7 protein-coding genes are annotated in these 14,472 nt (G+C 64.3%); all 7 read right to left on the bottom strand.

The window, feature by feature from the left end; all coding sequences use genetic code 11:
- Nucleotides 1-113: 113 nt before the first annotated feature.
- Nucleotides 114-1,973 (bottom strand): glycosyl hydrolase family 18 protein, encoded by a 1,860-nt coding sequence (locus OIS53_RS19205; RefSeq protein ID WP_264680197.1) that lies wholly within the window; start codon nucleotides 1,971-1,973, stop codon nucleotides 114-116.
- A gap of 58 nt (nucleotides 1,974-2,031) precedes the next feature.
- Nucleotides 2,032-3,516, bottom strand: a complete 1,485-nt coding sequence (locus OIS53_RS19200) for a glycosyl hydrolase (RefSeq protein ID WP_264680196.1) — start codon at nucleotides 3,514-3,516, stop codon at nucleotides 2,032-2,034.
- A 166-nt stretch (nucleotides 3,517-3,682) separates the two neighbouring features.
- The gene (locus OIS53_RS19195) at nucleotides 3,683-5,671 is read right to left on the bottom strand and encodes an RICIN domain-containing protein (protein WP_264680195.1); all 1,989 of its coding nucleotides are present in this window, start codon (nucleotides 5,669-5,671) and stop codon (nucleotides 3,683-3,685) included.
- A 107-nt stretch (nucleotides 5,672-5,778) separates the two neighbouring features.
- The gene (locus tag OIS53_RS19190; RefSeq protein WP_264680194.1) at nucleotides 5,779-7,947 is read right to left on the bottom strand and encodes a carbohydrate-binding protein; all 2,169 of its coding nucleotides are present in this window, start codon (nucleotides 7,945-7,947) and stop codon (nucleotides 5,779-5,781) included.
- 219 nt (nucleotides 7,948-8,166) lie between these two features.
- Entirely contained in the window at nucleotides 8,167-9,885 is a 1,719-nt protein-coding gene (locus OIS53_RS19185) for a carbohydrate-binding protein (protein ID WP_264680193.1), read from the bottom strand.
- Nucleotides 9,886-9,947: 62 nt separating this feature from the next.
- Nucleotides 9,948-12,455, bottom strand: a complete 2,508-nt coding sequence (locus tag OIS53_RS19180) for an RICIN domain-containing protein (RefSeq protein ID WP_264680192.1) — start codon at nucleotides 12,453-12,455, stop codon at nucleotides 9,948-9,950.
- Between the two features lie 758 nt (nucleotides 12,456-13,213).
- Nucleotides 13,214-14,359, bottom strand: a complete 1,146-nt coding sequence (locus tag OIS53_RS19175) for a beta/gamma crystallin-related protein (protein ID WP_264680191.1) — start codon at nucleotides 14,357-14,359, stop codon at nucleotides 13,214-13,216.
- Between the last annotated feature and the right edge of the window lie 113 nt (nucleotides 14,360-14,472).

Genomic DNA, 14,472 nt, shown 5'->3' with positions numbered 1-14,472 from the left:
GGGCCGCCGGACTTTATTCTACAGCAAGGGAAGACACGCGCGGCCAATAGGCGGCAGGCAACCCGCCCGGCTGCTGTGGCTAAGCCGCCGGGCGGGTTGTCTCGGGCGAGACCCTACTGCTTCACCAGGCGGCGAGTGATTTTCTGACGCTCTTTCGTGGTGATACAGAGCGTGTACACGCCGGCCCGCAACGAGGCCACGTCGGCGCCGTCGGTGCCCAGCGTGCCGGCGGCCTGTACCTGGCCGTAGGCGTCCAGCACCTGGTAGGTGCTACCGGCCAGGTTGCGCGCCGAGCGGAAGTGCAGGCGGCCGGCTACCGGGTTAGGATAGGGCTCCACCTCACTGGCGGCCAGGGTGGCGGCACTGCTGGCGGCTACGCGGCTGGCGCCAGCCCGACTGATGCGAATCCAGTTCAGGTTCCAGCCCCCGGCCTGGGCGTACACGCCGAAGTTGTAGGTGCCAGCTTGCACGTTGACCGTCTGCGACACCATCGTCCACGTCTGCCAGCCGCCCGTGGCCGGAATGTCCACGTTGCCCAGCTGAATAGCTCCCGCGTTCAGGTCCGAGGACAAGCGGCTGCCGCTCAGGCTGGCCACGCGGTACTCAATGGTGTAGGTACCCGAAGTGGGGAAGGTGACGTTGTAGTAGGCCAGCCAGTCGCCTTGGTCAATGTAGCCCACGTTCTGGCCGCCCTCGGTGCAGGCTTCCACCTGCACGCCGCTCATGTTGCTGAAGGCTTCGGCCTGAATCGTGGTTGAGAAGCCCGAGGAGGCCGTTTGCACCCGCACCGACGATACCTTGTCGTTCCAGTTGCCGGCGCCCAGCGGGTTGTTTACCAGGCAGCCGTTGTCGGCGCCCACCGTGAGCGAGGCCCCGCTGAAGTTGTCGTTTTCGTACAGCACCACCTGGTAGCCGCCGCTCACCCGAATCGACGACACATCATCATTGAGAATGCCGCGGGCTTGCAGCTGGCCCAGGGTGTAGTCGCCCACGGGCAGGGCCACGGCCGCCCCGTCGTAGTTGCAGTTCTTGAAGAACGTAGCTACGCCGCTCCCGCCGCCACTCCGCTCCCGCACCACCTGGTTGATGGCCGTGAGCAGGGAGTTGGGGCCGGTGGCGTCCTGCGACAATTCCCACATCATAATGCCGCCGCCCTGATCGAAGGCCAGGTTGGTTTTGCGCTTGATGGTGGTAATGCCGTTGTAGCCGATGCCGTTGAATACGTCGGCGTTGGGGTCGGCGCCGCGGGAAAGCAGCGTAGCGTACGATTCCCAGCTGGGCCGGCCGTAGAAGGGCACGCCCAGCACGGTTTTGCTGGCCGGCAGCCCGCGGCCCTTCCAGTAGTTGATGGACTGCACGGCGAAGTCGAAGGTGGAGTGGTCGAAGTTGTTGGCGTCGTAGGCCATCAGGTTCAGAAAGTCCACGTCGTTGAACACGCTGTTCAGGATGCTGCCCCCGTTGATGCCCACCACGGCGGCCGTCAGCAGCTTGCCGCGGCTGCGCAGCGCCGAGCCCAGCTGCTGCATCATGGCGGCGTAGTTGCTGGCCGAAGCTCCCGCGTCGGGGTATTCCCAGTCCATGTCCACCCCGTCGAGGTTGTACTGATTGACGAAGCCAACGAGGTTGTTGACGAAGTTGGTGCGGGCCGTGGCGTTGGCGGCCAGCTGCTCAAAGGCGCTGTCGTTGCCGTCGTTCCAGCCGCCCACGGCTATCAGCACCTTCACGCCCCGGCTGCGGCTCGCCGATACCAGGCTTTGCAGCTTGCCAGGGTTTTCGATGGGCCGCAGGCTGCCGTCGCCATTGGGCAGCAGAAAGGCGTAGTTGATGTGGGTGAGCTTGTCGTACTGCACGGCGTTGACGTCGCCGTTCCAGGAGGGCATGTAGCCGACGACCTTGAACTGAGCCAGGGCCGGCACCGAAAGTAGCAGCAGGCAAGCCGCCACCAGGGTTTTCAGGTAGGAGTTGGTTTTCATGAGCGTAAAAAGTGAGGAGAATGAGAATGAACAGGTAAGCCGGCACCGGGCCGCGAAATCAGCGCTTCACAAACCGCTGGGTGAGCTGGCGCTGGTCGGTGGTAGTGGCGCGCACCACGTAGAGGCCGGCCGGCAAAGCGGCAATGTTGAGCGAATTGGTAGCCGAGCAGCTGAGCACCGTTCGGCCGCAGCCGTCCGTCACGGCTAGGTGGTGCAGGCGCACGGTTGGGGGTAGCTCCAGGTGCAGCTCCGTCTCGGCCGGATTCGGGAAGAGGCGCAGCGCCCCGGCGGCTGCGCTGGCCGGGCGGGTCCGTGTGGCCGTGAGGGTGGCGCCGCCAAACACCTCCACTTCCCATAGCGAATAGCCGTAGACGGTGGCGCGCCGGGTGCCGGCCACGCGCAGGTAGCGGCCCCGGCCCTGGAGGCCAGTGTGGTTGTCCAGGCCCCCGTCGCTGTTGAGCACGGTGCGGATGGGGTTCCAGGTGAGGCCGTCCAGGGAGGTTTGCAGCTGGTAGTCCAGGGCGTAGGCGGCTTCCCAGCTCAGCTGCACCCGCGAAAAGGTCTGGACCTGGCCAAAGTCGAGCTGGAGATACTGGGAGGTGGTCCAGGCGCTGGCCCAGCGCGTGTTGATGTCCTGGTCGGCGGCGTTTTGTGCCCGGCTGCCGGCGTTTTCCTGGGAAGAAGCCGTGACGGCCACGGGCGTGAGCCGGCCCGGCTCCCAGCCCGCGGGCAGGCGCACGTACTGCTGGCCCAGGGCAGTGAGCTGGCCGGAGCCGCCGAGCAGGTTGATGTTGGGGATTTCGTTGTTGCGGCCCGAAAACCAGGCGTACCGAAATACGGCCGGTTCTTTTTCCAGGTAGTTCACGGCGTCCAGCATATACTTCTGCTGCACGGCCGAAGTAATCTCGCCGGCTGGCCGGTCGCCGCAGGCAAACTCGGTAAGCCAGATGGGCTTGCCGTACTTCTTCAGCTCCCCAATCTTGTCGCGCAGCCACCGCTCCTCGCACACGTAGGTGTGCACGGCAATGTAGTCGACGCGGCAGCTGGGGCAGGCCGCAAAAAAGGCATCCAGGTACTGCACCGGCGAGTAGTAGGTGGTGCCGTTTTCCGTCACGCAGTCGCCGCAGTAATTCACGGCCGGCGACACCAGCCGGAGGTTTTTGCGGCGGGCCACTTCTTCCAGCACCGGCCACAGGGCGGCGGCCTGGGTGGGCGTCAGGTTGGCCTGGGAGCGGAAGTTGGGCTCGTTGAAGCCGAGCAGGTAGCGGGCCCCGGCCGGCACGTTGGCCGCCAGCCGGTCGGCCGTCAGCGGGCCGCCATCCAGGCCCCGCCCCCACTGCATGGGCACGAAGTCGATGCCCAGGCCCGCGTACACGCTGGCAGCTCCCGCATCGGGCCGGGAGTACCAGTTGTACCACCAGCTCAGGCCGGGCGCCAGGGCCTGCATGTCGGCTGCCGAGTGGTAGCCGTAGGCCAGGCCCCGCTTGGGGCTTTTGGTTTGGGCCAGGGCAGCTTTGCCGCCGCCCAGCAGTCCGGCTATCAACAGCCCGAAAACCAGCCCGGCAGTTCGCGCTATGTTGTTCTTACTGAAACAAGCCATGGTTTAACACATGAAAAACTATTCTCAGAATACTAGCCGGCCGGCTACAGCCACCGCCAAGGACTTCCTATGCAGGAGGTACCAACCTGCCCGGGCCAGTGCCCCCCTCCTACTGCACCACCACGCGGTGCACAGTGCCGGCCGCGCCTACTTGCACGCGTAGCGTGTACCGGCCGGCTGGCAGGCCGGTTAGGTTTAGTTCTTGTTCTGGCCGCCGCCCGGCCGCGGGCGCCACGGTGCGCGTGTACCGCAGCCGGCCCAGTGCATCGGTGAGTGTGAGACAGGTGGGCGTAGCTCCCGCTGCGGCCGGCAGCCGCACGGTAGTGGTGGTGCGGGCCGGGTTCGGAAATACCTCTACCTCCGCCACGTGCGCTGGCGCTTGGGCTGCCAGTACAGTAGGTAGGCCAATCAGCGCATACGGCACCCGAACGCCCTTAATACGGTAGAAATACGGGTCAATCGAGTTGTTAACGCACCGGTTGTCGGGGCAGCCCTGGGCGTTGTAGTTCAGGCAATATGTCAGGAGCAGCTCGTTGCGGCCGTTATCAAACTCCGGGTGAATGGCCGGGGTGTAGTACTGGGCCACGCTGCCGTACATGTACTCTTTGATGTCGTACACCCTAGTGAGCGGGGTGAACGGGCCGGTGGGGCTGGTGGCGGTGGCCAGGTAGATGCTACGGTCCGTGTCCGGGCAGTTGTACCCCTGGCCCAGCGTCATCAGAATATACCTGCCGTTGAGGTAGGCTACGTAGTTGCTGCCCTTGCCCTCGGCCACCCGTGCCGCAGTGCCTGGTACCGGGGTGCTGCCCCACCCGGAACCATTCCAGAACGTCCAGTCCTGCGGGTTGCTAGCCGGAAAGCGGGCCACGTGCAGGTCGGAAGCATAGCCGTAGGCTGTGGTCCGCATTCCAAACGCGTACACGTATCCGTCGGCCGCTTTCACCATGCCGGTTGCGTAGTTGATGGCCGTCTGGCTGCTCAGGCCCCGCGGGGTGGTGCGCGTGGCCGTCCACTGGGTGCCGGCGCCCTGCGTGAAGTCGTAGAGCGACTGCTGACCCCGGACGCGGACGGTATCAAACCGGCCTTCGCCACAGTGCAGGTACACGTGGTTGCCGATTTCGACCCCCGCCCCTGGCCAGGCATAGGTATAGTCGGCCCGGTCGTTGTTTTCCGCTTTGGTGAGCACGTCGCACACTTGCCGGGCCCGGCCGTTGGACCCACCCGGAATGGTGACGTTTGGGGTGGCCGTGTTGTCCCAGTTGGTGGTGGAGGGCTGGAGCAGCAGGGAGTTGCTATACGTGATATTGATGCCGCACCCAAACTTGCCATTGGGCTGTAGCTTGCTGCCGTCGCACGCATCCTGCGTCACCCAGAGCACCTTGCCTTGATTAGGGCCCCAGCTGAGCGGAATACTGACGCCTTCATCAAAAGCTACGGAGCCCTGGCTGGAACCATTGCGGTTGAAAAAGCGCACGAGCTGGTCGTCGCGGTAAGCAGTGGGGGTTTGTTGAGTAAACGCCCACTGCTGCTCCGGCGCCCCGGCACGGGCTACCTCCTGCGTGATAGAGGAGCCGTTGACGGTGGAGCCCCCCGCGTTGGTCAGGGCTAAGCCATTGCCCCGGTTGCGGATGAGGTAGCGGCCGGGAGTAGCCGTTTCCTCCACCTGCCAAAGCTGCTGGTCGGGGGCAGCGGTTTGCTCGGCGGCCTGCTGCAGCGCAGCGCCCGGCGCTGCCGAAGCGCCAGGTACCGTCAGCAGCTTGCCGCTGAACACATTGCGGAAGTGGTAGTACTTGGTGGTGCCCAGGGTTGTTTTGTAGATAACGTGCCACTGCTGCCAACCATCGGTGGTGCCGTTGGTCGTGGAGGCGGCAAACTGGACTACGGGGCGCGCATCGTCGTACTTTTCGTTGAGCAACACGTTACCGGCCACCTCCAGCAGCTTGCCACTGGCTCCATTGGCCAGCGTGTACACGGCGTAGGCGGGCAGGGGCGCGTCGGCCACCACCCGGCGGCTCGCCGCCATCCGGTGAGCACCCCGCCCATCGAAAATGGCCAGCCAGCCAGCTGCCGCAAGCAGGACAAACGTTTTCTTACCCATTGTTAGTTAAGCACAGTTTGGTTAGCAGTGCGTCAGAAGGAGTTTCCGTTGTGTGGCCGGAAAGATTCCGGGCTCGAGCTGCCCCACGTCTTCTGAGCTTTCCGCCATTACTGTTTCGTGAAGCGCCAGCGGAGGGGCTGCCGGCCGGTGGCATTAACCACTAGCACGTAAGAACCAGCCGGGAGCCGGGCTACATCCAGGGTGCCGCGGTCTGGCAGGCAGCCGCGGCTTACCACCCGGCCCGTGGCATTGAGCACGAGGTAGGGGCTGCCGGCCAGCTCGGGAGCCGGGCTGAGGTGAAGCCGGTCGGTGGCGGGGTTGGGGTAGAGGCGCAGCTGGGCCGCGGGCTGCGAGCTGCTGCTGGCCGGGGCCACTGTGGCGGCAGTACGGGCGCTGCCAGCTTTGGTGATGCGAATCCAGTTCAGGTTCCAGTCGCCCACCTGCACGTAGATGCCGAAGTTGTAGGTGCCGGCATTTACCGTCACGGTTTGCGTCACGGTGGTCCAGGTCTGCCAGCCGCCGGTGCCCGGCACGTTCACCGTGCCCAGCACCGCGGCGCCCCCGTTGAGGTCGGCAGAAAACCGGCCGCTGCTGGCGCCCGTAGCCACCCGGTACTCGATGGTGTACTGGCCCGCGGTGGGGAAGGTGATGTTGTGGTAGCTCATCCAGTCGCCGGGGTGCAGGTAGCCCACGTTCTGGCCCCCGCCCGCGTCGGTGGTGGGCTCCACCACCACGCCCTGCATGGCGCTGTAGTTTTCGGCCTGAATCAGCACCGACGACGGCGCCGGGGCGGCACTCACCACCACCGAGGAAGCCCGGTCGTTCCAGCCGCTGGCGCCCAGCCAGGCGTCGGCGGCGGTGCGGGTGAGCGTGGCGCCCTGGAAGTTGTCGTGCTCGTAAAACGTCACCTGGTAGCCACTGGCTACGCGCACGGCCGTGATGTCGTCGTTGAGCACGCCCTGGGCCTGCAAGGCCGCCAGGTTGTAGCGGCCCACCGGCAGCCCCACGGCGTAGCCGCCGTAGTTGATGTCTTTATACACCGTGGCAACGGGCGGGGGCGGCGGCGGTGGGGGCGCAGTGCCTTCCGCCGCGTCCAGGGCGGCTACGGCCTGGGGCAGGCGCAGCGCCACAAAGTGCCCGAAGGCCTGGTTGAGCTGGTTTTGCTTGGCGGCGTCGCCCACAAATCGTTTCCGCAGGTTGTAGAGGCGCAGCACCTGGCGCAGGTCGTTTTCGGAGTAGGGCACGCCGGTGTACTGCTGCACGCGGGTGAGGTAGGAGAAGCCGGTTTCCTGAGTGGGCTCGAAGATGGTGCCTTCCCCGAAGTCGTTCCAGGTGGCCAGCTGGAGCATGTCGATGTTGGCCCGGTACTGGTCCACCAGGCCCAGGGTCTGGTTCAGGGTCTGGCCGTTGTTGTGCGGAATGTCAAAGTAGCTCCGCCCGCCGTTCTGGCCCTGGGCGTAGAAGTCGCGGAAACCAGGGTAGGCCACACCCAGCACGGTTTTCTGGCGGGGGGCCCGGTCGCGGTAGTAGGCCTCCATGTAGGAGTAGAAGTTGTCGAGGTTTTCGTCCTCGTAGGGCCACACGTACTGCCCGTCGGCGTTGGCCCCGGCGTTGTTGTTGTCCCACAGGGTCAGAAACTCCACGTCCTCCCCGGCAGCCGACAGGATTTCGGTCCACTGGCTGGGCTGGTTGAAGGTGATGGGGCCAAACACGCCCACCAGCGGGTCCTGGCCGGCACCGTAGCGGATGTACTCCGGGCGGTTGAAGTAGTTGTCGCGGGCGTAGGCCAGGTTGGTGCGGCCGTTGGCTACCGTGGCCGTAAACCGGTCTTCCAGAATCAGCCCGAACTTCAGCCCCACGTCGTCGGTGCGGTCGATGAGGGCGTTGGAGTTGCGCAGCAGGTTGCCCAGGTCGCCGTTGGTGCCGGCCGCCCCGTACCAGTCCACCAGCACCCCATCAATGCCCGACAGCTTCATCAGCAGCAGGTGGTACTCTACCACGTCGGGGTCGGAGCTGGCGTAGGGCCCGATGAGGGGGTAGAAGTGCGAAGCAATCTGCCGCTTGCCGGTGGCCGGGTCCACGACGACGTTGGGGTTGCGGTTGTCCATGGTCCAGTGCCAGCCCCATTGCCCGTTGCCGGACGTGGCGGGGGTGTCGAACCAGGGCATGTAGTGCACATACACCGGCAGCGGGTTGGTTTTGGGCACGCGGGTGGGCTGGGCCTGGGCCACCAGGCCGGCCGCTACGCCCAGCAGGGCGAGTACAGTTGTTTTCATGGCGGTGGTAGTGGAAACGGTTGACTTAGAGCAGTTCTTAGCATGTCCCACTCCCAGTTCCTCCGGGATACAGCTACAAGCTCCAAGCTTCAGACTGCAAGCCGCAAGCTTGTCTTATTGAAGAGCTTGAGGCTTGGGGCTTACAGCTTGCAGCTGTATCCCGGAGGGAATGGGGTGAGGCCACTGGCCGGGGGTTACCCGGTCTGCGCTAGTGCAGGTCTATTGCTTGCTGAACCGGCGGCTCAGCTTGCGCTGATCCGGGGTGAGAAGCACCAGCGTGTACAGTCCGGGCGGCAGCGCCGACACGTCCACGGTCCGGCCGTCGTAGGTGCCGCGCCATACCTCTTTGCCCCGCAGGTTGAGTACGCTCAGGTGCCCGCCCCGCAGCTCGGCCGGGGCCGCTAGCGTGAGGTAGTCGGTGGTGGGGTTGGGATGCACGCTGAACGCCAGCGGACTGCCCAGGGTAGCAGCGCCCGAGCCTGCCACGGCGGTCCGGTTGCTGCCAGCCCTACTGATGCGAATCCAGTTCAGGTTCCAGCCCCCGGCCTGGGCGTACACGCCGAAGTTGTAGGTGCCAGCTTGCACGTTGACCGTCTGCGACACCGTCGTCCACGTCTGCCAGCCGCCCGTGGCCGGAATGTCCACGTTGCCCAGCTGAATAGCTCCCGCGTTCAGGTCCGAGGACAGGCGGCTGCCGCTCAGGCTGGCCACGCGGTACTCAATCGTGTAAGTGCCCGAAGTCGGAAAGGTGACGTTGTTGTACGCCAGCCAGTCGGTAGCGTCGATGTAGCCTACGTTCTGGCCCCCGCCGGTATCGGCAGTGTTTTCCACCTGCACGCCCTGCATGGCGCTGAAGGCTTCGGCTTGCAGGGTGGCAGACCAGGCAGGCGCCGAAACCGGTTGCACCCGCAGCGAGGAAGCCTTGTCGTTCCAGTTGCCGGCGCCCAGCGGGTTGCCTACCAGGCAGCCGTTGTCGGCGCCCACCGTGAGGCTGGCGCCCTGGAAGTTGTCGTGCTCGTAGAGCACCACCTGGTGGCCGCTGTTTACCCGCAGCGACGACACATCATCATTGAGAATGCCGCGGGCTTGCAGCTGGCCCAGGGTGTAGTCGCCCACGGGCAGGGCCGTGGCCGCTCCGTCGTAGTTGCAGTTTCTGTACACCGTGGCCACGCCCGCCGGCGCATTCGTGAGCTGGTACACCCGCACGTAGTCCACGAACATGGTGGCGGGCAGCCTGCTTTCGTCTACCGTCTGGCCGGGCCAGTTGCCGGCTACGGCTAGGTTCAGCAGCAGGAAAAACGGCCGCTGAAACTCCTCGGTGCTGCCCGTGCCGTTGGCAATGTTGACCTCGTGGTACTGCACCCCGTCCACAAACCATTTAATGGCCGCTGGGGTCCACTCCACGGCGTATACGTGGTAATCGGCAACTGCGGCAGGGGTGTTGCCGCCGTACTGGGCGTAGCCGTTGGCGTCCCAGTGAATGGTGCCGTACACCTTGTTTTCGCTGTTGACGTGCTCCATTACGTCAATCTCGCCGCACCGGGGCCAGCCCACCGAGCCGATGTTGGCCCCCAGCATCCAGAAGGCCGGCCACAGGCCCTGGCCCAGCGGCAGCTTGATGCGGGCCTCTACCTTGCCGTAGGTGAATTCCTTCAGGCCCTGGGTTTTCAGGCGGGCCGAGGTGTAGGGGTAGCCGCCCACGTTTTCTTTTCTGGCCGTAATGCGCAGCTCGCCGTTCGCCACCGTGGCATTGGCGGCCTGGTAATACTGCTTCTCGTTGTTGCCCCAGCCGCCGCCACCGGTTTCAAACTGCCAGCCAGGACCAATGCGGGTATCGAATTCGTCGGCCCATACCTGCTGGTAGGTTTGGGCCGGGGCGGGGGCAGTGCCGAGTAGCAGCGCCGCCGCACCCAACAGGAGAGTAGAGAGTTTTTTCATTTCGTGCTGTGTAAAAAAAACTGGCGAAAAGGGCGCGGGCCAAAGCCCGCGCCCTGTATCACCTACTGCTTGCTGAAGCGGCTAACCAGCTTTTGCCGGTCTTTGGTAAGCACAACGAGCGTGTAGAGGCCTGGCTTCAGCGCCGCCACGTCCAGGGTTTCCCCGCCGTCGTGGGTGCCGCGCCACACTTCCTTGCCTTCCAGGCTCACAATGCTCAGCTGCCCACCGCGCAAGTCGGCGCCCGAGGCCAGCGTCAGGCGGTCGGCCGTGGGGTTGGGGAAGAGCTTTACGCTTAAGTCAGCGGTAAGCGTGGCGCTGGCTACGCCGGGCGTGCTGGCTGCCCCGCCCACCGGCGTCAGCTTCCACTGCTGGGTGGCCGAATTGTTGTCGGTCCACTGTCGCACCACCGCACCGGTGGCCGTAGAAGAGCTGGCTACTTCCACTGCTTTGCCGCTGTGCTTGGCTATCAGCTTGTAGAAGCCGCCGCCCAAGTCCTGCGCGGTGAACTGCTGGTTGGCGCCGCCTACATACTCCCATTGGTGCGTAATAGCTCCATCGGCGGTGCTCACCTCGCTCACATCCAGCGCCTTACCGCTATGTACGGCCGTAATCTGGTACACATTGTTGCCCAAGTGGGTGAACTTCCACTGCTGGCAGGCGCAATTGCTGCTGGCTTGCTGCAAGATGCTGGCTCCATTGGCGGTGCTCGAGCCAGTCACCTGCATAAACAGGCCGCTGTTGCGGTTTTGCAGCGTGTACGTACCCGACAGCGTCACCGGACCCGCGGCGCGTACTTTCAGGGAAGTAACTTTGTCGTTCCAGTTACCGGAACCCAAGGCGTTGTTTACCAGGCAGCTGTTATCAGCCGTCAGAGTAAGCGAAGCCCCGGCAAAGCCGTCATTCTCAAACAGCTGAACTTCGTAGCCGCTGCTCACCCGAACCGACGACAAATCATCGTTAAGAATACCGCGGCTTTGCAGCTGGCTTATCGTGTAGTCGCCCACGGGCAGGGCCACGGCCGTGCCATCGTAGTTGCAGTTCTTGAAGAACGTTGCCACGCCAGTCGGATTCGGGTTGGTGGTGCTGGGCACGGTGCCCGAGATGGAGAAGCTGCCCAGGGAGCCGTAGTCGGAGTAGCCGTCGGTGGCGGGGTTGCCGGAGCTGGTGCCGTCCACCTGCACGTAGTAGGTGCCCGCGCCCAGGGTGGCGCTGACCGTGGCATTCAGCTTGCCGACGCCGGGGGTGTCGAAGGTGCCAATCTGCGTGCCGCCGCCATCAAACAGGCGCGCCACAATGTCGAGGTTGCCGTAGCGGCTCACCGTGTTGACGTTGAGCGTCACGGCGCCGCCGCTGGTCGTAAAGCTGAAGTAGTCCTGGTCGGCAGTCCGCTCGATAATGCCCGAGCCCGACACGCTGGTGCCGCTGCGGCTCAGGGCCGTGGCGCCGGCTATGGCGTTGGCGTGGTCGTCGGCGCGGTAGCCCACGTTGAAGCGGGTGCCCGACATGATGGCCAAGTCATCCTGGGTGTTGTTGGCATTGGCGTACTCGCCCCGGCTCCACTGCGAAACGGGCTTGTAGTAGCCCACGCCCATGATGGGCGCCCACGAGCCCTGGCCGGAGTAGTACCCCTCGCTGGGGCTGGTGCGGCCGTCGTGGCCCAGGCCCAGCGTGTGGCCCACCTCGTGCGAGGCCGCCTCGCCGGCCGCTTTGGGGTCGTCGGACATAAATACCCAGCAGGGCGGGTTGTCGCTGGAGTTAAACGACCCCACGAAAGCCACCCCGCCCGCGCCGGGCGCCGCCGTGTTGGTGGGCGTGATGATGCAGCGCATCCGCATGTTTTTGGGGTAGGAGTTGAACACCGCTTCGTCGGTAGTGACGTTGATGCTGAACGGGCGGAAGTCCTCGCTCACTAGCTCCCAGAGGGCCTGCACCTTGGCGGCGTCGTTCACCATCACCGCCGGAGCGGCATTGATGGGGTTGCCGTTGTTCCAGCCCGTACCCGATACGTACTGCCCGTCGAGGTCCAGCATCACGCAGCCGCGGGCTCCCGGCAGGCTTTGCAGCGAAGCCACGGCCGCGGCCCGGTTGGCGGTGCCGCTGGGCAGTTGGGGCTCCTGGTAGCCCGTAGGCTTGTCGTAGCCGATGCAGATAACCTGGTTGATGTCGACTTCCTGCACCGTGGCGTTGCCCTGGGCATCGGCGGAGTAGCGGTAGGCCTGCCGGGTGTTGCGCAGGATGATGTTGCCCTCCACGCTTGCGCCGTCTACGCGCACCAGGAAGGAAGAGCCGGGCACGCCCTGAATTTCGCCCACCACAAACTCGCCGGCGGCCGACAGGTCGTCGCGGTAGTTGACTTTGCCGGTAAAGGCCTTGCTGGCCGACACGCGCAGCGTAACGGTGGGCGTTTGGCGGCGGGCCGCGCCGGCGGCCACTTCGCTTTCAAGCTGGCGCACCAGGGCTTGGCTGGTTCCGAGCGAGTAGGCCGGCCCGGCGGGCTGGTTCTGGGCCGAGGCGCTCAGCCCGCCGAGCAGTAGGGCTGCGCTCAGCCCGTACGAATAAAGTTTGTACATACGTGTGGAAAGGTTGTGGTGGAATGAAGAGTACTTAGGAAGAGCAGGTGGGGCCGAGGGTGCGGCCTAGATATGGAGCGGGGGCGCCTTCTCCCGCGAGGCAGCCTAACAGTCTGTGCAAAACTGTTCAGTTATCAGCTGCCCCCAGGTGCGAGGCCCGCAAACGCAGGTCACGAAATGGCACTTTTCGCAGCAAATCAGAGGAGGTAAACCAGCAAGCAATGAGCAGCAAGGTCCGCACTCGGCTAGTTTGGACGGCTCAAATAAGCCGGCTTCTTTCGGGAATTACAAGCCTAAATAGTTGCGTAACAATAGTATCGGCCGTGGGCTACACGGTTAGCACACACGTCAAATAATCCTGTTTTCTGGCGTTTCTCCTATTCGTACTGGCCTCGTGCTGGCCAATTGTGCACACTTAAAAAACAATAAAAAAAAATAGCACATTACACGTATTACCCACTGCTTCTGACGGGGCAGACCCCCTTCCCTACTCCGGCCAAGCTGGCTTAGGTAGCTGCTGGGGTTCAGGCTAGGCTGGTTGGCAGGAGCACTTAGTTTATAACCATCCTTGCTCACCGCCACACACGGCTGGTACCCGGCTTTCGCCTACGCCAGCAACGGCAAGCGGGCAGGCCATACCGACCTGCCCGCTTGCCGTTGCTGGCGCCGCGCGCCGCCTGGGCTACCTCTTACCTCCGGTAATACAAAAGGCTACCTCCTCTGGGTAGCCTTTTGTACTCTACAGCAGCCAGTGCCGGCTACTTCATAAAGCGGCGCGTTATGGTATGCCCATCTTTAGTTACTACAACCAGCGTGTACACGCCTTCCGGTAGGCCCGCCACGTCCACGGGGGCCTGCGCCAGCGAGCCACTGGCCACCGGCCGGCCCCAGCCGTTCAGGATGCGGTACTGACTGCCAACCAGTGAAACGGCCGAAGTCAGGTAGAGCTTGCTGGCGGCTGGGTTGGGGTACAGCTCCACCTGCACGTTGGTCGCCGAGGCTCCGGCAACGGCCCGCACCTTGAGCGAAGAAGCCCGGTCAGTCCAGCCGGCGGCCGTGAGGCACTCGGTATCAGCCGTAATAGTCAGCGAGTCACCCGTGAAGTTGTCGCCGTCGAACAGCACCACTTGGTAGCCGCGGCGCACGCGCACGGAGGCAATGTCGTCGTTTTCGATATAGCGGTCCTCCAGCCCTCGTGTGGTGTAGCTGCCTGCTTCCAGGGGCACGGCCGGCCGGCCACCGTAGGCGCAATCCCGGTAGAATGTAGCCACGAGCACCGGCGTGGGCGGCGTGGCCACGCGCACCTGGAGCGAGGAAGTGCGGTTGTTCCAGCGGGGCGCCAGGCAGGCCGTGTTGGCGGTGATGGTAATAGACCGCCCGGTGAAATTGTCGCCGTCAAACAGCACGACCTCGTAGCCGCGGCGCACGCGCAGCGAGGAGAGGTTGTTGTTGCCGATGCCCAGCCGCTCCAGGTCGCTGGCGGTGTAGCTGCCCACGGGCAAGGGCGCCGTGACGCCAGTGTAGTTGCAGTCCCGGTACAAGGTCACCGCGGCCCGCACTTTGAGTGAAGAGGCACGGTCGTTCCAGCCCTGAGCCACCAAGCAGTCGGTGGTGGCGGTGATGGTGATGGAGTCGCCCGTGAAGTTGTCATTATCAAACAGCACCACCTCGTAGCCAGGGGCCACGCGCACCGAGGAGATGGTGTTGTCGCTGCGCAGACCCAGCGCCAGCAAGTAGTTGGTGCCGTAGCTGCCCACCGCCGGCAGGCTCGCCGAAGCGCCGGCGTAGTTGCAGTCGGCATAGACGGTAACCCCAATAGTATTCATTTGGGCCATGGCCGTGTTTGCCCAGAGAAAAAGGGCAAAGGCCAGCTGAAAAAGCATGGTTCGTTGTAGTGTTTTCATAGTTGTGGGGGTAGGGTTGGTGGTTACGTGATGAGAAGCTGGAAACAAATGAGTCTGCGAGGTGAGGGACGGGTGGTGGCGGGGCTGCCAATCAGCTTGCCGGTTTCTCTTAT

Origin of the sequence: Hymenobacter sp. YIM 151500-1, assembly GCF_025979885.1 — a bacterium.
Classification (GTDB): domain Bacteria; phylum Bacteroidota; class Bacteroidia; order Cytophagales; family Hymenobacteraceae; genus Hymenobacter.
The sequence above is the reverse complement of the archived record's forward strand: the minus strand, read 5'-3'. Positions and strand labels throughout refer to the sequence as shown.

Bases quoted from the DNA above. Each gene is read 5' to 3' on its own strand.
- OIS53_RS19205 (WP_264680197.1), bottom strand. From the start codon at position 1,973: ATGAAAACCAACTCCTACCTGAAAACCCTGGTGGCGGCTTGCCTGCTG.
- OIS53_RS19195 (WP_264680195.1), bottom strand. From the start codon at position 5,671: ATGGGTAAGAAAACGTTTGTCCTGCTTGCGGCAGCTGGCTGGCTGGCC.
- OIS53_RS19190 (WP_264680194.1), bottom strand. From the start codon at position 7,947: ATGAAAACAACTGTACTCGCCCTGCTGGGCGTAGCGGCCGGCCTGGTG.
- OIS53_RS19185 (WP_264680193.1), bottom strand. From the start codon at position 9,885: ATGAAAAAACTCTCTACTCTCCTGTTGGGTGCGGCGGCGCTGCTACTC.
- OIS53_RS19180 (WP_264680192.1), bottom strand. From the start codon at position 12,455: ATGTACAAACTTTATTCGTACGGGCTGAGCGCAGCCCTACTGCTCGGC.
- OIS53_RS19175 (WP_264680191.1), bottom strand. From the start codon at position 14,359: ATGAAAACACTACAACGAACCATGCTTTTTCAGCTGGCCTTTGCCCTT.